The following is a 21,690-nucleotide window of genomic DNA, read 5'->3' as shown; positions in this document are numbered from 1 at the left end:
GGTGTCCTGCCGGAGCGGCTCGCGGCCGGGTGCGTCAGCCAGTGGCCGCCGGGCCGCACCCCGCGTCCGCACGTCTGACCTTTCGGCTTACGGTGATACCGCTGTATCATAAAGGGCCGGGTATGCGGGACGCGGGGAAGAGCGGGCGGCACGCCCGGCCCGGCGGCGCGGCCGGAACGCTTTCCCGGTGCCGCGCTCCGGTGTGCCCGAGCCGATACCTCCTGCGGGCTGCCACGGCGGCTCGCCGCATCGAGGGAGAGCCGCACCATGACAGAGCGCAAGCCCCCTGGCGTCAGCTTCGAGACGTGGATCGACAAGCAGATCCGCGAAGCCGCCGAGCGCGGTGAGTTCGATGAGCTGCCCGGCATCGGCAAGCCGCTCACGAACCTGAACGAGCCGTACGACGAGATGTGGTGGGTCAAGGAGAAGATGGCCCGCGAGGACCTGTCCTTCCTGCCGCCGACCCTCGTTCTGCGCAAGGAGGCGGAGGACTCGCTCGACGCCGCGTCCCGGGCCGCCACGGAGGCGCAGGTGCGGCGGATCGTGGCGGAGATCAACGAGAAGATCCGCGCGGCCATCGCCCGGCCGCTCTCCGGCCCTCCGCTCAACCTCGTGCCTTTCGACGTCGAGCGGGTCGTCAGCGACTGGAGTGAGCGGCGCTCCGGTTAGCCAAACCGGCGTCAGGAGGAACCTTGCGGCTCGACGGGGAAATCGAACCCTGTGTCCCAACATGTTGAAAGAGGGACAGAGGTCACGGGAGGCACCGTTATATTGACGCACCCCCCACGCCATGCCGGGCAACACAAGGGGAGCTTCGTGAGCGACTACCCACAACAGCCGACCAACCCGTACATGAGCCCGCAGCCCCAGCCGCCCCGCAAGACCGGACGACAGAAGACACTGATCGGCATCGGCGTCGCCTTCGCGGTCCTCCTTGTCATCGGCGTTATCGGATCTGCCGTCGACAGCGGCGACGACAAGGACACAGCCAAGGAATCCGGCACCACAGTCACGCCCAGTGCGGACCGGCAGTCGGAATCCGGCACGCCCGCGATGACGGAGGGCGGCGAGCCGACAGCGGACGATGAGGGCACTGACCTCCCTGACCTGGTCGGGGAGCAGCTGCAGGACGCTCAGGACGCTGCCCAGAAAGCCGGGTTCTACAGCCTGACCTCGCATGATGCGACGGGCGCAGACCGCTACCAGGTCCTGGACCGGAACTGGGTCGTTTGCTCCCAAACCCCGCAAGCGGGCGCACAACCGACGGATACACGGGTGGACTTCGGGGCGGTGAAGGAGGGAGAGGTCTGTCCGTAGCACCACCCACGGCCTCGCCCGGTCCGGGCGAGGCCCACAAGACGCCGGGCCCGAATCGTCCCACTCCCCAAGGTGGCACGACCCAGGCCCGGTCCCTCATCGCAGAATGGGAGAACGATGGGAGATGGTCATGGTCAGTCTCGGGCTAGCAACGGCTAACCAGAACTAACAGGTTCGGCTAGTCCGCCGATTCGCCCGCGTGCGGGCTCAGGGCGTCGAAGCCGACCAGGCCGAAGAGGAGCAGGCCGAGCAGTATCCGGTAGATGACGAACGGCATGAAGCTCTTGGTGGAAATGAAGCGCATGAACCACGCGATGACCGCGTAGCCGACCACGAAGGCGATGCCCGTGGCGAAGACCGTGGGACCCCAGGAGACGTGTCCCTCGCTCGCGTCCTTCAACTCGAAGGCGCCGGATGCCAGGACGGCCGGGATGGCGAGCAGGAACGAGTAACGGGCCGCTGCCTCGCGGCTGTAGCCGAGGAACAGGCCGCCGCTGATCGTGGCGCCGGAGCGGGAGACACCGGGCACCAGGGCCATCGCCTGGCAGATGCCGAACAGCAGGCCGTCCCTGGTGCTCAACTCCTGAAGGCCCTTGCGGTGCTTGACCGCCCGGTGGCGGCCGCCGGTCTCATCGCGGGCGGCGAGGCGGTCGGCGATGCCGAGGACCACACCCATGACCACCAGCGTCGTCGCGATCAGCCGCAGATCACGGAACGGGCCGTCGATGGCGTCCTGCAACGTCAGCCCGAGCACGCCGATCGGTATCGAGCCGACGATGACCAGCCAGCCCATCTGGGCGTCGTGATCACTGCGCATCCGCTTGTCGAGAAGTGACCGGAACCAGGCGGAGATGATGCGCGCGATGTCCTTGCGGAAGTAGATGATCACCGCCGCCTCGGTGCCGATCTGGGTGATCGCGGTGAAAGCCGGGCCGGGATCGTTCCACCCGGCGAACGCCGCCGTGAGCCGCAAATGGGCACTGGAGGAGATCGGCAGAAACTCGGTCAAGCCCTGGACGAGTCCGAGGATGAAGGATTCAAACCAAGACATCGATATCTATGCCATCCAAATGCTGATCAGTTTCTGACCAGCAAAAATGCGGGTCAAAGGCGGTCTCGGGGCAGGCGGCTCGGCCGCGAACGGGGTCATGCGGGGCGGCGGGATCTGGCCGTACTCATGCCGGCTTTCGCTGAGTGAGCTGACAGGACACTGGGCGGTTGACGCGGCGTCCGGGCGACGGCCTGACTACGATCATCCTCCAGTCATGGGGCAGCGTAGCGCCCGTTCGTGAAAGCGCGGACAGAGCCCTGGCGTACCGGGACGCCCAGCGCTCCGGGGCGCTCGCCGCCCGGGGCCGCGGGAAGCGCGGAGCGGATCGTCGCCCGCCGCGCTGACAGCCGGTGCCGGTGGGCACGTCGCCGCCGCTGTCGCCGTCGCTCGCGTGGGCACAGCCGCCGGTACGCGGGGGAAGCGCGCCTGAGGCGTGCTCACCGGCCCGGCGCACTCGGGCGGAGGTCAAGCGCCGGACGGCGGCAGCGCGGCGGCAGCGGGACGCTCAGGCTGCGTAGCCGTAGCCGTAGCCGATGGTGGGGGTGGCGTGGCGCGCAGCCTCGCTCGCTTGCGCCAGCCGACCAGGGCGGCTGCCAAGCCGGTGACGGCGATGAACGCCATCGCGGCGAGGAAGACGGGCGAGGTGGGCGAGGAGGCCCGGCTGCCGGCGATCACGTAGGCGGCCGTGTTGGGCACACTGCCCAGCCCGGTCGCCAGCAGAAACGGCAGCCAGCCCATCCGCGAGATGGCGGCGCAGTAGTTCGCGGCAGCGAACGGCACACCGGGGAACAGCCGCAGCGCCAGCATCGAGCGGAACCCGTGCTCGCTGAGCTGCCGGTCAGCGGAGACCAGCCAGCGGGCCCTGAGCAGCGGGCGCAGGGCGTCCTGGCCCAGGAGACGGCCGAGACCGAAGGCGATCCCGGCGCCGAGCACCGTCCCCGCGATCGCGGCGGGCAGCCCGGCCTGGCTGCCGAACAGCGCCCCCGCCGCCAGGTTCAGCAGCGGCCTCGGCACCAGAGCCGAGGTGCACAGCCCGTATGCCGCCGCGAACATCATGACGGCCACGGTCCCGGACATCTGCTGTGGCCAGCCCTGCGCCATCAGCCGTTGCGGCTCGCACAGCAGCACGGTCACCGCCGCCGCCACCAGCAGTGCGACGAGCAGACTCAGCCGCGCCCGTGGCGAGAGCAGCACCCGGCTGCGGCGCACGGCCGGGCTGGGAGACGGCACGGCAGTTTCAAGCATCGGTGGAGCGTAACCGACCCGGGTGTGCGGCAGGTGTCGTGTTGACGCCCTGGGACGAAACCCCGGCGGGGCTGTGACGGAAGGCGCGCGCCCTGCGGCTGCCGCGCCCTGCGGCGGCAGAGAAGCGGGCGGTGGACCGGCTTCCACGGCGTGGGAAAACCGTTCGACCAGGTCACTGGCGCGAGCCATCATCAATCACATGCTCCGGTGCGCCCTCCTCACGCTTCCGCCCGCGATAGCGGGCAGGCCGAGGGCTGCCGTCGTTCTCCTCCCGGTAGCTGTCGTCAACAGCACGCGAAGCTGACCCTCCTCGGACACTCCGACGGACCCCGCAGGGGGAGGGTCGGTCTGGCTCAGGGGTCCTCAGAGGCTGGCTGATTCTCGCCGAATCACCTCGCTGTTCCGAGGAAGGAACCATGTCCAAGCAGGCGTACGTCCGCACCAAGCCGCATCTCAACATCGGCACCATGGGCCACGTCGACCACGGCAAGACCACCCTGACCGCCGCGATCACGAAGGTGCTCAGCGCACGCGGGACCGGCACCTTCGTGCCCCTCGACCGGATCGACCGGGCACCCGAGGAGGCGGCGCGCGGCATCACCATCAACATCGCGCACGTCGAGTACGAGACCGACACCCGGCACTACGCCCATGTGGACATGCCAGGCCATGCCAACTTCATCAAGAACATGGTGACCGGGGCGGCCCAGCTCGACGGGGCGATTCTCGTCGTCTCGGCGCTCGACGGCGTCATGCCGCAGACCGTCGAGCATGTGCTGCTCGCCAGGCAGGTCGGCGTCGAGCACATCGTCGTCGCCCTCAACAAGGCCGACGCCGGTGACTCCGACCTGACCGAACTGGTGGAGCTCGACGTGCGCGACGTACTGACCACGCACGGTTATCCCGGCGCGACGACACCGGTCGTCCGCGTGTCCGGGCTGCGCGCGCTGGAAGGCGATCCGCGCTGGACGGGCGCCATCGAGGCGCTGCTCGACGCCGTCGACACCTTCGTGCCGGCGCCGGTGCGCTACCTCGACGCGCCCTTCCTGCTGCCGGTGGAGCACGTACTGACCATCACCGGCCGTGGCACGGTCGTCACCGGCGCCATCGAGCGGGGCGCGGTGCGCGTCGGCGACCGGGTGGAGGTGCTCGGCGCGGGAGTCGAGACGGTCGTCACCGGCCTGGAGACGTTCGGCAAGCCGATGGAGTCCGCCGAGGCGGGTGACAGCGTGGCGCTGCTGCTGCGCGGAGTGCCGCGCGACGCGGTGCGCAGGGGGCAGGTGGCCGCCGCCCCCGGCAGCCTCACGCCACGGCGGCGCTTCACCGCGCGGGTGCACATCCTGTCGGCGGCGGAGGGCGGCCGCCGTACCCCGGTCACCAGCGGTTACCGGCCGCAGTTCCACCTCCGCACGGACGACGTACCCGGCACCGTCGACCTCGGCGACGCGGGTGTGGCGTACCCGGGCGACACCCGTACGATGACGGTCACCCTCGGCAGGGAGATTCCCCTGGAGCGGGGGCTCGGTTTCGCGATCCGCGAGGGTGGCCGCACGGTGGGCGCCGGCACTGTGCTCTCGGTCGACGAGCACTGAAGCGCGCCTGCCCCCGCGCCCGCCGCTCCCGAGGGCGCGCCGACCGTCGTCTCCCTCTGCTCCCTCTGCTCCCTCTGTTGCCTTGGTGCTGTTCCCTCTGCTCCCTCGGTGATCTCCGCCGGGGGCCGCCGGGTAACCGCTCGCCCGGCGGCCCCGGTCTCGCGGTCCCGGTCGCTGGGACGCGTCCCGGCGTGCCGGCGCCCTTGGTGCCGGTGCGGCGGGGTACCAGCGCCCCGCACGGCAACCTGCCTCGTCTCGGCTCCCGTTCGGTCCTCCCCGCGTCGGCGGAGCGTACGGGAGGGGGCGGCGGCGCTCTCGTGCTCCGTCACAATGGGGGAGTGGACGACCGGATACCCGTAAGCCGAGCCGTGGATCACGGTGTCGCGAAGCTGATGCCTGATGTGGACCGGCCGCGTGGCTGGCTGCTGACCGTGGACGGGGCTCCGCAGTCGTACGTCGATCTGGACGACCCCGCCTACCTGGAGTTCGAGTACGTGCGACGGCTCGCCCACGTGATCGACACGGCGGTGGCGCCTTCCGGTGCGGACGACGCCACCGACGCGCTCGACGTGCTGCATCTCGGCGGTGGCGCGCTGACCCTGCCGCGTTACGTCGCCGCCACCCGCCCCGGATCAGCCCAGTCGGTGATCGAGGCGGACGGCGGTCTCCTCGGGCTGGTCGCCGGACATCTGCCGCTCGTCCCCTCGGCCGGGATCGAGGTGCACGCGGCCGACGCGCGCGCCGCCCTGGAAGCGGCCCCCGACGTGTCGGCCGATGTCGTGGTCTCCGATGTCTTCGGCGGCTCACGGGTGCCCGCGCATCTGACGTCGGTCGAGTACGCGCGGCATGCCGCCCGCGTGCTGCGCCCGGAGGGCCGTTACGTGGCGAACCTCGCCGACGGCGCGCCCTTCGGCTTCCTCCGCTCCCAAGTGGCGACCCTCAGCAGCGTCTTCGCGCGGCTGTGCCTGATCGCTGAGCCCGGAGTGCTGCGCGGGAGGCGGTTCGGCAACGCGATCCTCGTGGCGTCGCACGGTGATCTGCCGGTGGCCGCGCTGGCGCGCCGTACCGCCGCCGACGCGTTCCCCGCCCGCGTGCTCGACGGGCCGGCGCTGCGCGGGTTCATGGCCGAAGCCGGCCCCGTATGCGACGCGGAAGCTGTGCCGTCGCCGCAACCGCCGGCAGGCGCCTTCAGCATCGGCTGAAGCCGCGCCCGTGACGGCGGTGGCCGCGTCGTCAGCGGTCCTCCACCCCTCCGGCGGCCTCCCCGGGCAGCCCGCTCCGCCAGCCGCCGTCAGCTGCCGTCCCCGGCTGCCGCGACGGCCGTGTGGCCTTCCCCGCCGGCGGCGTCGCCCGGCTTGTCCGGCGGCCCGCCCGCCACGCGCCCAGCGCTTCGGCGTTCGAGGCGCCGCACGCTCGGGACGGTCAGGACCGCCGCCGTCAGCAGGACGACGAGCGCCGAGCAACCCCACAGCGCGTTGCCCCGACCGAGCAGGTCTTCCGCCGGTCCCGCGAGCGCCGTCGCCACGGGGAGCATCGCCACCGAACCGAACCAGTCGTACGCGGAGACCCGGGAGAACTTGTCCTCCGGAATCTCCTGGTGGAGCGCCATCATCCACGAGACGCCGAAGATCTCCACGGTGATCCCGCTGACGAACATCACCGCGACCAGACCGGAGGTGTCCAGCGGAACGGCGAGTGCCGCCGAGGGCAGGGCGAGGGGGAAGACGCACAGGGTGCCGACGAGGAGCAGGCGGCGTGGGCGCCAGCGGGTCATGAGGAGTCCGCCGATGACGGTGCCCGCTCCGAACGCCCCGAGTGCCACTCCCCATGGCTGGGCTCCGCCGAGGTGGTCCTCGGCGACTTGGGGTCCGTAGACCGACTCGGCCGCCGCCACCACGGCGTTGACCACGGCGAACTGCGCCACGATGCTCCACAGCCACGGCCGCCCCGTCACTTCGCGCCAGCCGTCGCGCAGATCGCGCAGCAGGCCGCCGCTCGGTCCGCGTACGGGGATGTGACTGACGTCGAGGAAGGCGCGCAGGGCCCCCGCGAGGGCGAAAGCGGCGGCGTCGACGGCCAGGACCCAGCCGGGACCGACGGTGGCGACTAGGGCCCCGCCGAGCGCGGCGCCGCCGATGTTCGCGCCGTTCACGCCCATCCGGAAGAAGGCGAAGGCGCGGCTGGCCTGTTCGCCGGTGACGGACGACAGCACCATGCCTTCGGCGGCAGGGGCGAAGAACGCCTGGCCGGTGCCGCCCAGTGCGGCGAGGACGGCCATCTGCCACAGCTGTGCGTCGCCCGTCAGCACCAGGACGGCGAACGCCGCCTGGGACACGCAGTTGAGGGTGTTCGCCGCGACCATCACCTGATGCCGTGGCAGCCGGTCCGCCACGGCGCCGCCTATCAGCAGGAACAGCACCAGCGGCGCGGTGCGGGCCGCGGCCACGAGGCCGACGTCGGTGCCGTCGCCGCCCGCGTCGAGAACCGCGAACGCCGCCGCGATGAGGGCCCCGGAGTTCCCGAGGCCCGCCACCACGGCGGCGGCGGTCAGCAGTGTGTAGTTGCGGCCCGCCCAGACCGGTCGGCGAGGCTGGTGGCGGGTGGCGGAGGGAGTGGTCACCAGCGGACTGTCCCCGGCGGCGGTCCCCGATGCCAAGCCGGTTTCCTCGCGGACTCAGGCCGGGCGGGCGGTGCTTGTGCTGTGGGCGCGGTGCGTGCGTTCGTGTGCTCGTGCGTCCTCAGGACTTCAGGGGCCGCAGTGAGCTCATGATCTTCTTGATGGTGGCGTCGGGCAGCTCGTCCTTGACGTTCGTCGCGGTGTGCAGCACCCAGGTCGCGTAGTCACCGTTGGTGTCCGTGTAGGTGACGGTGAACGACTTGCCGTCCGTGTCGCACTTGTCGGTCTTCTTGACGTTGCTCATGACGGCCGAGGAGGTGTAGCCCTTCAGGCCGTGCTCGCTCTGGAACGGCTTCGGCTTGACCGTCTTGAGCGTGCCGGTCTGCTTCTGGTCGTACCCGGCGATCACCCAGTTCTCGGCCTCGATCTGGGACGCGCTGGCCTCGCTCTTCGCGCCCTGCGCGCCCTTGGTGCCCGTACTGCCCAGGTCGCTGGTGTCCGGCTCGGTCTTGCCTTCGACCTTCATGGAACAGGCGTCCGGCTTGTACGTGGCGGGGCTGGACATGACGACCAGCGGCTTGCCCTTGGGGTCCTCGAAGCCGACGGACAGACCCGCCGACTCGACCTTCCAGTCCGGGGAGTCGGGAACGTCGAAGGCGACGTGCCGCTTGGCGCTGATCACCGTCTTCCAGCCGGGAATGACGGGCTCGGCGGCCGGGTCGGCACCCCGGGGGTTGTCCTCCTCGCCGCCGCGCGGGTCGTCCTCGCCGCCGCCACCGGGCTGCGCGGGCTTGTCGGACTTCGCCGGGGCGGTGGGCTTCGGCTTGTCCTTGGCGGTGTCGTCCTTGTCGTCCTTGTCGCCGCCCGTGAGCGCGACGACGCCGACGACCACCGCGGCGGTGACCACGGCCGCCGCTGCCACGATGGCTATCGTCTTCTTGCGCTTGTCACCGCCGCCGCCCTGCGGGGGCTGCGGTGCGGCCGGAGCCCCCGGTGTGTTCCACGCCGGGGCGGGCTGCTGGTAGCCCGGCTGCTGGTACGGGTTCGGGGCGCCCTGCTGCGGAGCCGTGGGCGGCGTGGTGCCCTGCGGCGCTCCGGGCGGGGGCGGTGGCCCCGGCTGCTGGTACGGAGAAGGTGCCTGCGCCGGCTGCTGGTACGGATTGGGTTGTCCCTGTCCCTGCCCCGGCTGTTGGTAGCCCGGCTGCTGGTATGGGTTCGGGTCCTGCGGGTTTTGCTCGCCCCCGGGCGGCTGCTGTCCTGGCCACATGGCGAGTAACCATAGAGGGGCATGGCGCGGGCTGCTACGGGCGCCCTTCCCCCAAGGGGCTACCCACTGGTAACTTGCGGGCATGTCAGAGACCCTGCCGTCGATCGGCGAGATGCTCACGGCCTCCGTGCCGATGGTCCGTACCCTGAACCTGGAGTACGTCGAGACCACCCCCGAGCGGGCCGTACTGCGCCTGCCCGACCAGCCCGACTTCCACAACCACGTCGCCGGACCGCACGCGGGTGCGATGTTCACCCTGGCCGAGTCCGCGAGTGGGGCGATCGTCATCGCCGCCTTCGGAGACCAGCTCTCACGGGCGGTGCCGCTCGCGGTGCGCGCGGAGATCGGGTACAAGAAGCTCGCCAAGGGGCAGGTCACGGCCACCGCTGAGCTGGGCCGTCCGATCGCCGACGTCGTCGCCGAACTGGACGCCGGGGGCCGCCCCGAATTCCCGGTGAAGGTCGCCATCACGCGGGAGGACGGTGCCGTCACCGGAGAGATGACGATCATCTGGACGCTCCGGCCCAACAGCTGACGTCGCTGTGCGGTGACCGGCTGCTTCCCGTCGGGCGAGGCAGCGGCCGGGAGCCGCTGGTGCGGGGGTGGCTGGGGAGCTTCGCGGTAGTTGAAATATCAGAAAGTCCGGTACCGGCACCGGCGCTCACGGTTCCCCCGCGCCACCATGGACGTGGTTCCACGGTTGATTTCCGGCCTCTGACGGGAGGTTCACCGTATGACCGTCCATGTGTGCTCCTTGATCCTCAACGAACCGCGCACCATCCCCGCTGACGGCGAGTACCACATCGTCCATTTCCCCTTCGGCAGCGCCGAGTCCTACGACGGGCACGGCATGCACCAGGTGGATCAGCCCGACGGCTACCGCATCCGCAACTGGCGCAAGGACCGCCGGGCCGGGCTCATCTGGCCCGCTGTCGACGGCTGGGGGTCGCTGACCGCCATCGTGTTCTGGGAGGCGGGAAACTACTCCGAGGTCCGTGACAGGTTCGTACGCGACCCGCTGAACCTGTCCACCGGCTACGACTCCACGGCGACCGAGGACCACGCGCCCACCCCGGGCGGCCAGTACCGGCACAAGTGCCACGAGATGTTCGTGCACCCCCGCACCCCGGTCGCCTTCCTCGTACGGCACAACTCCCGCTCATCCCGGAAGATCACGCACGCGCAGTTCAAGCTCGCCATCCACACCTGAGAGACCCACACCTGAAGAGCTCTCCGAAGAGACTCACCCAAGCCCCACTGCCGGACACCGTCCGCGTCGCGCGGTGGGGCTTCCTCATGCCCCGCCCGGGGGGCGGTGACGGCGCCGGGTGCGGGGCGGCCGTGCCGGTGGGGGTGAGGGGAGGCCGTGGGGGCGGTTGTCCTCGCGTCGCTTCAGTGCCTGACACGGTGGGTTCCCCCTGGTCCAGTAGGCTTCCCCGGGCGCCGGAATCCTTATTTCCGCGCGCGGGAACAGTTGTGGTTCGCGGGGAGGAACGGCGTTGCACGTCCAGGAATGGCTGGAGACCGTACCAGCGGTCAGCATCTATCTGCTCGTTGGGCTGGTGATCGGTCTGGAGAGTCTCGGCATTCCGCTGCCCGGCGAGATCATCCTGGTCAGCGCGGCGCTGCTGGCCGGGACACAGGACCACATCGACCCGTTCATCCTGGGTGCCTCAGCGACCGCGGGCGCGATCATCGGCGACTCGATCGGCTATGTGATCGGCCGCAAGGGCGGCCAGCCGCTGCTGACCTGGCTCGGCGGGAAGTTCCCCAAGCACTTCGGTCCACGGCAGGTGGCCTCGGCCGAGCGGTCGTTCCAGAAGTGGGGCATGTGGGCGGTCTTCTTCGGCCGCTTCGTCGCGCTGCTGCGGATCTTCGCCGGTCCGCTCGCCGGTGTGCTGCGGATGCCGTACTGGAAGTTCGCGATCGCCAACGTGCTCGGCGGCATCGTCTGGGCGGGCGGCACGACCGCGGTCATCTACTACCTCGGCGTCGTCGCCGAGGACTGGCTGAAGCGCTTCTCCTGGCTCGGGCTCGTCGTCGCCGTATGCTTCGGCCTGGGCTCGATGCTGGTCATGAAGCGCAAGGCCAAGCACGCCGAGGCGGAGGCCGACGCGCAGGCGGGCACGGCCGACGCGGAGCCGGGCGCGCGGCGGGACCAGCCCGGCCCGGACGGGGACGCGCCGAGTTCCACGCGACCGGACCAGGGCGTCCCCGCGGAGGCCGTCACCGTGCCCGCGGGCGCGGGTTCGCGGGAGGACTGACCCCGGCGGGTCGGCCGTGTACGGCCGACCCGCCGCCCCGGGCCGAGGCGCGAGCCCGGTCACTCCTGCTGGGCCGCCGCCTCCTCGTGCGCGCGAGCCAGTTCGAGGTACATCGCGGCGTTGACCTTCAGGCCCTCGCGTTCCTCGGCTGTCAGCTCCCGCTTCACCTTGGCGGGCACCCCGGCCACCAGCGAACCAGGTGGCACCCGCATGCCCTGCGGCACCAGCGCCTGCGCGGCGACCAGGGAGCCCGCGCCGATCACCGCGCCGTTGAGCACGGTGGCGCCCATGCCCACCAGCACGTCGTCCTCGACGGTGCAGCCGTGCAGCACGGCGTTGTGCCCGACCGACACCCGCTCACCGACGGCGATCGGGAACCCCGGATCGACGTGCAGGGTGCAGTTGTCCTGGATGTTGGTGTCGGCGCCGAGCGTGATCGGGCCGCAGTCGGCACGCAGCACGGCCTGGTACCAGACGCTGGCGCCCGCCGCGAGCGTGACGTCCCCGATGACCACCGACGTCGGCGCGGTGAACGCCGCCGGGTCGATCCGGGGTCGCTTGCCGCCCATGCCCATGATCAACGCGCGCTCCGTCATCGCCTTCTCCTTGCCTCTCGCCGTCCCGCCCGGCCGCGTCCGCCGGGCTGAGCCGGCGGCTGGGGCGTGGCGGGCTGCTCCGGTGCTCGTGTGATGCGTACTCGTGTGATGTGCCGCGTGACAGGGCGCCGCGCGCTCAGGGCACCGTAGACGAGGGTGGGGGGACGGGGCGCGGCGGGTGCGGTCCGCGTGGCGCGATTCGGGCCCGGCGAGGGCGAGTTGGGGCGTGCGGGGTTTTGGGCCGTCAGGATGTGGCACCCGAACACCCGGACCGCGATCGCGTTCCGGCGCCTGCCTGGAAGAGGAGAGCCTGGGGGAGGAGAGAGCGCCGGGCACGGATTCTCCCGCTCCGTGCCCGGCGCCACCCCGGCGTCCCTCCAGGCCCAGGCTCGGGTGCGGGCAGGGCCAGGCGTCCAGTCGGCTGTGCCGGGGATGTGCCGGGGAAAGCGATGCCGAGGAACCGAGGGCCGTTCAGTCGTGCTGGCAGGGCTCGGCAGGCCGTCCGCGTGCCGTCGTCACGGTGAACAGGCCGCCGTCCGGATCGCGGAGTGTGGCCTCGTACCCCAGCGGGGACGCCACCGGACCGGAGGCGACCGATCCGCCGGAGGCCACCGCGGCCTTCACCGCTGTGTCCACGTCGGCGGCGTGGAAGTACACGTGCCAGCGGGGCCGGATGGTCGGGTCGGGCGCTGCTTCCACCGCCCCGCCGCACAGCCCGGCGACCGCTTGGGTCCCGTCGGTCAGCAGCACCTGGCCCTGCGCGTAGTCCACGTCGCAGCCGGCCCGGCCGGGGCTGGCCCAGCCGAGGACCTCCCCGTAGAAGATCGCGGCGGCGAACGCGTCGCGGGTGCGCAGCTCCAGCCATGCGGGAGCGCTGCCGCGCCCCACCGACCAGGGCAGTACCTTGCCCTCCCACAGGCCGAAGACCGCGCCGTCGCGGTCGGAGGCCAGCGCGGCACGGCCGGCCCCGAACCGCAGCGGCCCCACGGCGACCGTGGCGCCGCGTTCCCTGACGCGGGACGTGGCCTCGTCCGCGCTTTCGACGGCGAAGTAGGGCGTCCAGGACACGGACACCTGGAAGGTGTCGGCCAGCGCGCCGAGACCGGCGACGGGCTCCCCGTCGAGGAGGGCGACGGAGAATTCCGCGCCCAGCGCGCCGGGCCGGTAGGACCAGCCGAGAACGGCGCTGTAGAAGTCCTGGGCGGCGTGCAGGTCCCGGGCCATCAGGCTCATCCAGCACGGGGCTCCGGGCACCGCGTGACGTGAGGAGGACATGAGTCTCGCTTCCCTCCTGGGTTGTGGGGACTTCGCCCGTTCGGGCCCCGCCGGTCACCTTGCCAGCTTCATGGGGGAGGCGCATGTCGGGTTGCCCGCGCGGACCGCTCCGCGCGCCGCGCCCGGGGCGGTCGGGGCGCGCGGCGGGCACGGGAGGCGCTCGCCGTGGCGAGAGCCTTCGCTGGTGGACGGGCTGTCATGAGCCTGCTTCGAGGAGCCGCAGCCGTCGTTCGACCCGTGGCGGCAGGACGCGGCGGCGGGCCAGCGCGGCGGGCAGCCGCCGGGCCGCCTCGCTCAGCGCCTGTCTGGCCATGGGGTCCACGGGGCAGTCGGCGATGAGCTGCCCCGTCTGCCGCAGCGCGTGCCGCAGCGGGCGGCGCAGCCACGCCGTCAGCAGCACGTTGCGGCGTACGCGCGCGTCGCGTCCGTGGCGCGGGCCGTCGTCCGGATGGTGCCGGGCGACGACGTCGGAGCAGTGGACGACGCCCCACCGCTCCGCGTCCAGGTCGAGGGCGAGCAGCGTCTCCTCCGCCCCGAAGTGCAGCACCGGGTGGAAACCGCCCACCCCGAGGAACGCCGCGCGCCGCACCACGGCCGCGCAGGCCAGGAAGCCCAGCACACCCGGGCCCGGCAGGTCGTCCTCCGTGCCGAGCGGAGAGGCCGCCAGCGCCTTGTTGAGCGGGTCGGGGAGACCGGCGGGGCCCACCCGTGTGGCCGCGGCGATCAGCGCCAGGCGCGGATGGGCGTCGAGGAGTTCCGCCGCGCGGCCCAGGGCGCCCGGCTCCCACCAGGAGTCGTCGTCGCTGAAGGCGATGTACGGCGTGCCGAGCGCGGCGGCCCCGTAAGTGCGGCCCACCGCGCCGAGGTTGCGCCCCGGGCTCAGCAGGCGCACGCGCGGGTAGTGGAGGCGGACGGCATCGGCGGTGCCGTCCGAAGAACCGTTGTCGACCACGGCGACCGGCGGCCGCTCGGGCAGCTCCGTCAGGCGTTCCAGGGTGTGCAGCACGCTCGCGCGGCGGTCGCGGGTGATGACGACGACACCGACACGGGGAGTGTCCGTGGTCACGGCGTTCCCTCCGGTACGAGCGGGCGGCCGGGCGCGGGACTGGGCAGCGCGCGCACCGCCTGCACGACCTCCTCCGGAGTGATCCGCAGCAGCCGCTCGTCCGGCCGGCCGCCGTGCGCGTCGCCGGGCCGGGCCTGGTCCGCCGCGTCCGGGTGCCACAGCACCCGGTGGCGGGGAAGGTCAGGAGGGCCCCACAGGCGCGGCGCGACCGGGCCGAACAGGACGACCGACGGTGTACCGAGCGCGGTGGCGAGATGGGCCAGGCCGGTGTCGCCGACGACGACGGCCCGAGCGCGCGCCACCAGCGCGGCCAGGCGGCCGAAGGGCACATCACCCGCCCCGCCCAGCACCGAGGCCCGGGGCAGCCCGGCCTCCGTCGCCACCGCGTGGGCGAGCGGGCCCTCGCCCGCGCCCGCCGTCACGACGACGGTGTGCCCCGCCCGGTGCAGCTCCCCGGCGACCGCGGCGAACCGGCGCGCGGGCCAGCGGCGGGCCGCCGCGTCGGCGCCGGGGTGCACGACCACCGCCCCGGCGGCGGGCGACGGCGAAGACGGCATGGGCAGCCGCAGGTCGTCGGGGTCCGCCGGGAACCCGTACCAGGCGAGCAGCCTGCACCACCGGTGCCGTTCGTGCTCGTCGGGCTGCCACGCGGGGCCGGGAATCCGTGGGGTGTCCGGGTGCGCGTACGCCAGCAGCCGCCCGGGGCGCAGCCGGTCAAGGAGCAGATGGCTCGCGGGGCCGTTGCCGTGCAGGTCGACGGCGACGTCGGGTGGCGGGCCGGTCCAGTCGAGCCGCCGCGGTACGGCGCGGCCCGGCGCTGTCGCGGGCAGCAGCCGGTCGACCAGGCCGGTGGCGGCGGCGGCGTCGGCCAGCCGGGCGGGCGCCGCCAGGACGATCTCGTGGCCGGGCAGTCCCCGCCGCAGCGCCCGCAGCGCGGGCACGGCGGTGAGCAGGTCGCCCAGCCCGAGCGCCCGCAGGACCAGCGCCCGGCCGTGGCCGCCCGCCGCTCCGTTGGTGGCACGCACGCCGGAGGAGCCCGGGCGGAGTGGGTCGGCTGGTGTGGTCATGGGCGGCGTTCCCCCAGGGTGGTGCGGGCGGCGGAGCGGGCCGCGCGGTGGGCCAGCGAGGTGGTGGAGCGTCCGTCGAGGTAGGGCAGCACCAGGGCCTGGCCGCCCCATTCGCGCAGGGCGGACGCCTCGGGCAGCGCGTCGACGGAGTAGTCGCCGCCCTTGACCCAGACGTCGGGCCGCAGCCGCCGCAGCAGGTTCTCCGGGGTGTTCTCCGTGAACACGGCGACGGCGTCGACGCTGCCGAGCCCGGACAGGACACGCACCCGGTCGGCGGCGGGGGTGAGCGGCCTGCCGGGGCCCTTGAGCCGCGCGATGGACTCGTCCGAGTTGACGCACACGATGAGGCAGTCCCCTATGCGGCGCGCGCTTTCCAGCAGCCCGACGTGCCCGGCGTGCAGCAGGTCGAAGCACCCGCCGGTGGCGACGACCGTCCCGCCCCGGGCTCGTACGGAAGCGGCGAGCCGGAAGGCGTCCACGGGCTCCGGCGGCAGGCCGCTGGGCGGGGGCGGGGTCCGCCACAGGTCCCGGTTGCCCGCGCCGCCCGCGGTGACGAACGCGGCGGCCTCGGCGACGGCCCGCTGGACGGCCTCCTCGGGCAGCGCCCCGTCGGCGAGCGCGGCGGCCGTCGAGGCGGCGAAGCAGTCGCCCGCCCCGCACGGGTCGCCCTCGGCGCGATACGGCGGCGGTACGAGCATGGGGCGCTCGCTGCCCGCCTGGACCAGCAGCGCTCCGCGCTCCCCGAGCGTGACCGCGACGGCGGCCGCCCGCCAGCGGTCGGCCAGCCTGGCGCCGCGTGCCGCGTCCGCGCGCAGCGACGCGTCGTCCTCGGGGCTCAGGGCGCGGGCCTCGGCCGCGTTGGGGGTGACGATGCGGGCACCGGGGACGGGGCTGCCGCCGCGCGGGTGCGGGTCCCACAGCAGCGGTGCGCGCAGGGCGGCTTCGGCGAGTGCGGAGCGCACGGCGTGCGCGGTGCCGCGGCCGTAGTCGGCGACGAGGACGGTGTGACCGGCGGCGAGCGCGGAGCGGACCGCGTCGTCCGGTTCGCCGGGGACGCCGTCGCCGCGGTCGATGCGCAGCAGCGGCCGTCCCGCCGCCCGGACCCTGGTCTTGACCGGGAGCGTCCCGTTGAGCGGGAGTTCGACCAGCCGGACCCGGCCGCGCAGGGCACGGCGGACCGTCTCACTCGCCGGGTCGTCGCCGAGCGCGGTGACCAGGACGACCTCGCGTCCGCCGCGAGCGGCGAGCGCGGCGGCGAGTCCCGCTCCGCCGGGGCGGCTGTGCTCCTCACGCACGTCCACGACGGGCGCGGGGGCGTCGGGTGCCAATCGGTGCGCGTCCCCGTCGATGTCCTGGTCCAGCAGGACGTCACCGACGACGACGAGCGGCTGCCGTTCTTTCACCTGAGCCTCCCAAGCGCTGGTGTCGTGGAGCGGGCGGCGGGCGCGGGACTGGCCGCGCGCGCCGGGGCCGGGATTCCCGTGGTCACAGCGGCCGCTCCCGGCGGGCCGTCGCCGCTTCCAGGGCGGACCCGGCCGCGGCGGGGGAGCGGGGCACACAGCAGGCGTCGAAGCTCTCGCACAGCAGGTGCACCGCCACCAGGTGGGCTTCCTGCACCGTCGCCGTGCTGTCCGCGTTGACGCACACGGATTCGTGCGCCGCTCTGGTCAGCGGGTTGGGGCCCCGGCCCGTCATCGCCCACACCCGCAGTCCGGCGGCCCGGCCGGTCTCCGCGGCGGTCACCAGATTGGGGCTGCGGCCCGAGGTCGACAGCAGCATCAGCACATCACCGGGGCGCCCGTGCGCGGCGACCTGCCGGGCGAAGACCTGCTCGAAGCCGTAGTCGTTGCCGATGGCGGTCACGCTCGACGTCTCGGCGTGCAGCGCGATGGCGGAGTAGGCGGGGCGCTCCCGCTGGTAGCGGCCCACGAGTTCGGCGGTCAGATGCTGCGCCTGGGCGGCACTGCCGCCGTTGCCCGCGGCCAGCAGGCGCCCGCCGACCGGCAGGACGGCGGCGAGCTGGCCGCCCCAGTCCGCGATGTCACGGAGGCTGGACCGGCGCAGCCGGCTCAGCGCGTCCTGGAGCGACTGGCAGTGGTCGTGGGCGGCGTCAAGGAAATCGCTCATGGCGGGTCGGGCGGCACCCCGTAGACGGACGGTGGCTTGGCCCGCACCTCCTCTTCGATCTCGGGTTCGGTGGCGTTGGCGCTGGGCGAGGGGCCGGTCAGGCCACCTCGGTGACGGCGGGGCGGCGTGCCAGCGTGTCGCGGTAGACCGCTTCTGTGGCCAGGGCCACCCGGTCCCAGCCGTAGCGGGTCAGGACCCGGCGGCGGCCGGCCTTGCCGCAGACCGCGCGCTGCGCGGGGTCGTCGAGCAGGCCGCGGGTGGCGCGGGCGAGGGCCTCGGGGTCGCCCGGCGGCACAAGACGCCCCGTCCCCGGATCGGCCACGGTGTCGAGCTGGCCGCCGACGGCGCTGGCGACGACGGGTGTGCCGCAGCCCATCGCCTCCAGCGGCACGATCCCGAAGGGCTCGTAGTCCGCCGGGCAGAGCGTCACGTCGGCGGCCCGCAGCAGCGGCGGGATGTCGGCGCAGGGCACGGCGCCCAGGAAGCGCACGCGGTCCTCGACGCCCGCCGACCGGGCGAGGGCGCGCAGCCGCCGCACCTCGGGTTCCTCGTCGAGCAGCTCCGGCGGCGGGCCGCCCGCGATGACGAGTTCGGCGCCGGGCAGCCACGGCAGTGCGGCGATGGAGACGGCGGCGCCCTTGCGCGGTACGAGGCGGCCGACCTGGAGCAGCAGGTGCCGGTGGGGGCCGCGGTCGGCGGCGGGGCCCCACGGTGTGAAGCGGTCGGTGTCGACGCCGCAGGGCACGACCGTGACCTGGTGGGAGGGGATGCCCATGGCGGTCAGTTCGTCGACCTCGTCGCGGCAGGTCGCGATGATCCGGTCGCAGCACTCACCGATCTCCGTCTCGGTGCTGATCCGCCCTGCCGGGCTGGTGTCGGAGTCCCGCTGGTGGCGGCGCTTGACGCTGCCCAGCGCGTGGTACGTGTGCGCCAGCGGAAGACCCAGCTCCCGGCAGGCGTACAGCGCGGCGACGCCGGACATCCAGAAGTGCGAGTGGACCACGTCAGGCCGCCGCAGGCGCCACTCCCGGGCCAGGTAGCGGCCGAAGGGACCCATGTGGGGCAGGAGTTCGTCCTTGGGGAGCTGCCGTGGGGGACCGGCGGGGACGTGCCTGACCTCGACTCCCGGGCGGAGGTCCACCCGGTCCGGCGGCTCGGGCGCGTCCCTGCGGGTGTAGACGGTGACCTGGTGCCCGCGGTCGGCGAGTGCCCCCGCCAGGTGGGCGACGTGGACGTTCTGGCCGCCCGCGTCGACGCCGCCGAGAGCCGCGAGCGGACTCGCGTGTTCCGAGACGAGCGCGATGGAAAGCCCGTTGATGTGCTTGAGGATGGTCATCCGGCTACCTCCGCTATCAGGCGCTCCCAGTCGTCCAGGAAGCGCTTGAGTCCGTACCGTTCGAGTGCCGCCTGCCGGGCGCGCGCGCCGTCCTCGGCCGCGGCGTCCGGTTCCGCGAGGTAGGAACGGGCGGCGTCGGCCAGTACCTCGGGCCGGGTGGACAGGGTCCCGGCCCCCGGCGGCACCGCCTCGACCGCCTCCGTGGTCGCGAGGGCGACCACGGGCATGCCCAGGTGCATGGCCTCCAGCAGGGAGAGCCCGAGCGAGGTCCAGCGCACCGGGTGGAGGTAGAGGCGGCACGCGGCCATGGCGCCGTGCAGCTCGCTCTGCGGAAGGTCGGCGGTGCGGCAGCGGTCCGGCGGCAGGCCCAGGTGCTGGGCGAGACCGTCGGTGCCCATGCCGAAGACGGACAGCGGGGCAGCCGCCGACAGGGCCGGCAGCAGGTCGGTACCGGTGGTACGGCCGCGCCTGACGGGCTCGTTGACGACGACAGCGGCGCGCTCAAGGCGGCCGGTGTACTGATGGCCCGGGTCGACGATGCCGTGCTCGATCACCGTGGTGCGGGTGCCGCCGTTGTCCCAGAACAGCCGGTTGAAGTGGGTGACGTGCACCAGCGTGAGGTCGTCTCGGTCGGCGCAGATGTGCCGGGTGTCCGGCACGATCCCGTCGGGCGCGTTGTGCTCCAGGTAGACGGCGGGCACGTCCCGGCCCGGCCTGCGGCCGCCGAGCCACTGCTCGGCCAGGAGGGCCTCGTGCGGCCGTTGCAGGACGACGAAGTCGACGGGGTCGTCACGCAGTTGCGCCGGGGTGCGTTCGAGCACCGAGTCGGGCCAGGTGTACGTACGGGCCCGGCCGAGACCGTCAGGACCACGCTCGGTGGTGACGGGCACCAGGTAGGTGTGCGGCCCCTGTACGAACGCGGTGGTCCAAGAGCCGTGGACATGCCACAACAAGATGTTCATACGGTCGCTCCTCGGTCGGGATCGGTGGCACGGTTCCCGGCGGCTGGTGCCCGGCGGGCGGTGAGGGACGCGACGGCGGACAGCACGTCAGCATCGGTGATCGCGTTCAGGCAGGGGTGGCCCGGCACTGGGCACCGTCGGGCCCGGCTGCCCGCGCACGCCGCGTCCTGCTGCCCGAGCAGGACGTGCGGCACGCCGTGCGGCGCCCAGAGGGCGGCGGGGACGACGGGCGCGAACAGGCAGGTGACGGGCGTGCCGACGGCGGCGGCCAGGTGGGCGGGCCCGGTGTTGCCGACGATGGCCACCCGCGCCCCGGCGAGCACCCCGGCCAGCTGCGGGAGGTCGGTGCGCCCGCCCAGGTCGAGCGAGTGGCCGGCCGCCACGTAGCCGGTGAGCGCCTTCTCGCCGGGCCCGCCGGTGATCACGAGGCGGTGGCCGGCTTCCGCGAGCGCCGCCGCGGCTCGTGCCGCGCGGTCCGCGCTCCAGGCGCGGGCCGGTACGGCGGCGCCCGGATGGAAGACCACGTAGGGGTCGGTGCCGGTGAGGTGGGTGGTGTCCGGCGGCTCGGTGACCCGCAGCGCCGTGGTGTCCCCGGGCGGCAGCGCGAACCCGGCCGCCTCGGCCAGGTCCAGCGCGGCCAGCGCCTCATGCCGCCCCGGGGCCCGGTGGTGCCGCAGATCCAGCAGCGACCCCGGGTAGTCCACGCTGTCCGCCGCTGTCCAGCCCACGCCCGCCAGCTTCAGCAGCAACGCCGCCGGGAGCGGGCTCTGGTGGAAGGAGACCAGGATGAGCGCCCGGTCGAAGCGCCGGGCGGCCAGCGCGTCCACCAGCGCGCCGGTGACCTGCCGGGAGACCGGTGCGGGCTCCAGGCCCACCCACGGGGCGTCGTGGACGAGCACCTCGTCCACGCCTGGCAGCAGCCGCGCGGCCCGCTCGCCCAGCGGTCCGCACAGCAGCGCCGTGTACGAGGAGCCCGCGGCGGCCGCCCGTACGGCGGGACCGGCGAGCAGCACATCGCCGGCGCTGTCGAGCCGGACGATGAGGGTACGGGGCGCGGCCGTCACACCGGCCCCCCGGTGGACAGGAGCAGCTGGACCGCACTCGGCAGGTCACCGGCGCTCTCCGGGGCCGCCGCCGTCTCGGCGGGCAGCGTCAGCGAGGTGGGCACCAGGACCCCGCGGGCCCCGGCGGCGTGGGCCGCCGCCATGTCGGCGCCGATGTCCCCGATGACCGCCGCGCGCGCCGGGTCGGCGCCGAGCTGTCGGCAGGCGGCGAGGACGAGGCCGGGAGCGGGCTTGCGGCAGGCGCATCCGTCGTCAGGCCCGTGGGGGCACACCGCCCAGACGTCGAACGGGCCGAGGAGCTCTTCCACCCGGCACCGGACGGCCTCCACGTCCGTACGGGTGAGCAGCCCGCGCGCCACTCCCGACTGGTTGCTGACCACGCCCACCGGGATGCCCAGCGCGCGCACGGCGTCCACGGCTGTCCTGGCGCCCGGCATCAGCCGCACCCGCTCCGGGTCGCCGTTGTAGGGCACGTCGACGACCAGCGTGCCGTCGCGGTCGAACAGCACCGCCTGGGGCAGCCCGCTACCGGCCTCCTGACGGGGTGGCACGGTGGGCGGCACACCCTGGCGGGCGGCGAGCCACGGCTGTCCGGGCGGGCGGGGCGAAGTACCGGGAGGCGCGGTGGACACCGGGAAGGAGTTACCTGCCGCCGTGGGGTGAAACGGGTCCGCCGGGTTGCGGACGCCGCGCGCGTCGTCCGTGGCGTCCCCGTCCAGGGCGCGGACGCCGGGTGGCCCCTGCCCGGTCTCTCCCCAGACGCCTGCCGGGCCTCGCTCGCCGACGGACGACGCGCCCGGCCGCGCGTCGTCACCGAGGGAAGCGGCGGTGTGCGAGGTCATCG

21 protein-coding genes are annotated in these 21,690 nt (G+C 73.4%); 7 read left to right on the top strand and 14 right to left on the bottom strand.

What is annotated here, in order from left to right; translation table 11 throughout:
- Positions 1-267 precede the first annotated feature (267 nt).
- Positions 268-669, top strand: a complete 402-nt coding sequence (locus AC5P1B_RS20445; RefSeq protein WP_493888758.1) for a DnaJ family domain-containing protein — start codon at positions 268-270, stop codon at positions 667-669.
- Positions 670-816: 147 nt separating this feature from the next.
- Positions 817-1,317: a hypothetical protein gene (locus tag AC5P1B_RS20440; protein ID WP_493888757.1), complete on the top strand. Its 501-nt coding sequence runs from the start codon at positions 817-819 to the stop codon at positions 1,315-1,317.
- 178 nt (positions 1,318-1,495) lie between these two features.
- Here the strand turns inward: AC5P1B_RS20440 and AC5P1B_RS20435 are convergent, their stop codons facing one another.
- On the bottom strand, positions 1,496-2,368 hold the full coding sequence (locus AC5P1B_RS20435) for an undecaprenyl-diphosphate phosphatase (protein WP_493888756.1): 873 nt from the start codon (positions 2,366-2,368) through the stop codon (positions 1,496-1,498).
- A gap of 465 nt (positions 2,369-2,833) precedes the next feature.
- Positions 2,834-3,613, bottom strand: a complete 780-nt coding sequence (locus AC5P1B_RS20430; protein WP_493888755.1) for a TVP38/TMEM64 family protein — start codon at positions 3,611-3,613, stop codon at positions 2,834-2,836.
- Positions 3,614-4,029: 416 nt separating this feature from the next.
- Between AC5P1B_RS20430 and tuf the strand changes: the two genes are divergently transcribed.
- Complete coding sequence (gene tuf, locus AC5P1B_RS20425; RefSeq protein ID WP_493888754.1) at positions 4,030-5,205, top strand: elongation factor Tu; 1,176 nt, start codon at positions 4,030-4,032, stop codon at positions 5,203-5,205.
- 338 nt (positions 5,206-5,543) lie between these two features.
- The gene (locus AC5P1B_RS20420) at positions 5,544-6,407 is read left to right on the top strand and encodes a spermidine synthase (protein ID WP_493888753.1); all 864 of its coding nucleotides are present in this window, start codon (positions 5,544-5,546) and stop codon (positions 6,405-6,407) included.
- An 89-nt stretch (positions 6,408-6,496) separates the two neighbouring features.
- Here the strand turns inward: AC5P1B_RS20420 and AC5P1B_RS20415 are convergent, their stop codons facing one another.
- Together AC5P1B_RS20415 and AC5P1B_RS20410 are read right to left on the bottom strand one after the other, a co-directional pair.
- Positions 6,497-7,825, bottom strand: coding sequence for an MFS transporter (locus AC5P1B_RS20415; protein ID WP_493888752.1), 1,329 nt, complete (start codon positions 7,823-7,825; stop codon positions 6,497-6,499).
- 118 nt (positions 7,826-7,943) lie between these two features.
- A complete protein-coding gene (locus AC5P1B_RS20410; protein ID WP_493888751.1) occupies positions 7,944-9,089 on the bottom strand; it encodes a DUF8017 domain-containing protein in 1,146 nt (381 codons plus the stop codon).
- A gap of 82 nt (positions 9,090-9,171) precedes the next feature.
- Here AC5P1B_RS20410 and AC5P1B_RS20405 point away from each other — a divergent pair, with 82 nt between their 5' ends.
- The 3 genes from AC5P1B_RS20405 to AC5P1B_RS20395 all read left to right on the top strand — a co-directional run bounded on the left by AC5P1B_RS20405 (position 9,172) and on the right by AC5P1B_RS20395 (position 11,353).
- Positions 9,172-9,624: a DUF4442 domain-containing protein gene (locus AC5P1B_RS20405; RefSeq protein WP_493888750.1), complete on the top strand. Its 453-nt coding sequence runs from the start codon at positions 9,172-9,174 to the stop codon at positions 9,622-9,624.
- Positions 9,625-9,822: 198 nt separating this feature from the next.
- Entirely contained in the window at positions 9,823-10,299 is a 477-nt protein-coding gene (locus AC5P1B_RS20400) for a hypothetical protein (protein WP_493888749.1), read from the top strand.
- Between the two features lie 289 nt (positions 10,300-10,588).
- On the top strand, positions 10,589-11,353 hold the full coding sequence (locus AC5P1B_RS20395) for a DedA family protein (RefSeq protein WP_493888748.1): 765 nt from the start codon (positions 10,589-10,591) through the stop codon (positions 11,351-11,353).
- Between the two features lie 59 nt (positions 11,354-11,412).
- On the opposite strand, the gene AC5P1B_RS20390 is transcribed toward AC5P1B_RS20395, so the two are convergent.
- The 10 genes from AC5P1B_RS20390 to AC5P1B_RS20345 form a co-directional block, all read right to left on the bottom strand.
- Positions 11,413-11,949 carry a gamma carbonic anhydrase family protein gene (locus AC5P1B_RS20390; protein ID WP_493888747.1) on the bottom strand — a complete coding sequence of 179 codons (537 nt, stop codon included), beginning with the start codon at positions 11,947-11,949 and terminating at the stop codon, positions 11,413-11,415.
- Positions 11,950-12,420: 471 nt separating this feature from the next.
- A complete protein-coding gene (locus AC5P1B_RS20385; RefSeq protein WP_493888746.1) occupies positions 12,421-13,224 on the bottom strand; it encodes a VOC family protein in 804 nt (267 codons plus the stop codon).
- 196 nt (positions 13,225-13,420) lie between these two features.
- Positions 13,421-14,290 carry a glycosyltransferase family 2 protein gene (locus tag AC5P1B_RS20380; RefSeq protein WP_493888745.1) on the bottom strand — a complete coding sequence of 290 codons (870 nt, stop codon included), beginning with the start codon at positions 14,288-14,290 and terminating at the stop codon, positions 13,421-13,423.
- On the bottom strand, positions 14,287-15,357 hold the full coding sequence (locus AC5P1B_RS20375) for a glycosyltransferase family 9 protein (protein WP_493888744.1): 1,071 nt from the start codon (positions 15,355-15,357) through the stop codon (positions 14,287-14,289). The genes AC5P1B_RS20380 and AC5P1B_RS20375 overlap by 4 nt, the downstream gene beginning before the upstream one ends.
- Complete coding sequence (gene rfaE2, locus AC5P1B_RS20370; protein WP_493888743.1) at positions 15,354-16,760, bottom strand: D-glycero-beta-D-manno-heptose 1-phosphate adenylyltransferase; 1,407 nt, start codon at positions 16,758-16,760, stop codon at positions 15,354-15,356. Before rfaE2 ends, AC5P1B_RS20375 begins: the two co-directional genes overlap by 4 nt.
- 82 nt (positions 16,761-16,842) lie before the next feature.
- Positions 16,843-17,484, bottom strand: coding sequence for a D-sedoheptulose-7-phosphate isomerase (locus tag AC5P1B_RS20365; RefSeq protein ID WP_493888742.1), 642 nt, complete (start codon positions 17,482-17,484; stop codon positions 16,843-16,845).
- Between the two features lie 97 nt (positions 17,485-17,581).
- Complete coding sequence (locus AC5P1B_RS20360; RefSeq protein ID WP_493888741.1) at positions 17,582-18,820, bottom strand: glycosyltransferase; 1,239 nt, start codon at positions 18,818-18,820, stop codon at positions 17,582-17,584.
- Entirely contained in the window at positions 18,817-19,782 is a 966-nt protein-coding gene (locus AC5P1B_RS20355) for a glycosyltransferase (protein ID WP_493888740.1), read from the bottom strand. The genes AC5P1B_RS20360 and AC5P1B_RS20355 overlap by 4 nt, the downstream gene beginning before the upstream one ends.
- Complete coding sequence (locus tag AC5P1B_RS20350; protein WP_493888739.1) at positions 19,779-20,846, bottom strand: glycosyltransferase family 9 protein; 1,068 nt, start codon at positions 20,844-20,846, stop codon at positions 19,779-19,781. Before AC5P1B_RS20350 ends, AC5P1B_RS20355 begins: the two co-directional genes overlap by 4 nt.
- The gene (locus AC5P1B_RS20345; RefSeq protein WP_493888738.1) at positions 20,843-21,688 is read right to left on the bottom strand and encodes a D-glycero-alpha-D-manno-heptose-1,7-bisphosphate 7-phosphatase; all 846 of its coding nucleotides are present in this window, start codon (positions 21,686-21,688) and stop codon (positions 20,843-20,845) included. The genes AC5P1B_RS20350 and AC5P1B_RS20345 overlap by 4 nt, the downstream gene beginning before the upstream one ends.
- Between the last annotated feature and the right edge of the window lie 2 nt (positions 21,689-21,690).

The organism is Streptomyces sp. A01, assembly GCF_059026195.1.
This window is presented reverse-complemented; position numbering and strand designations above follow the sequence as displayed.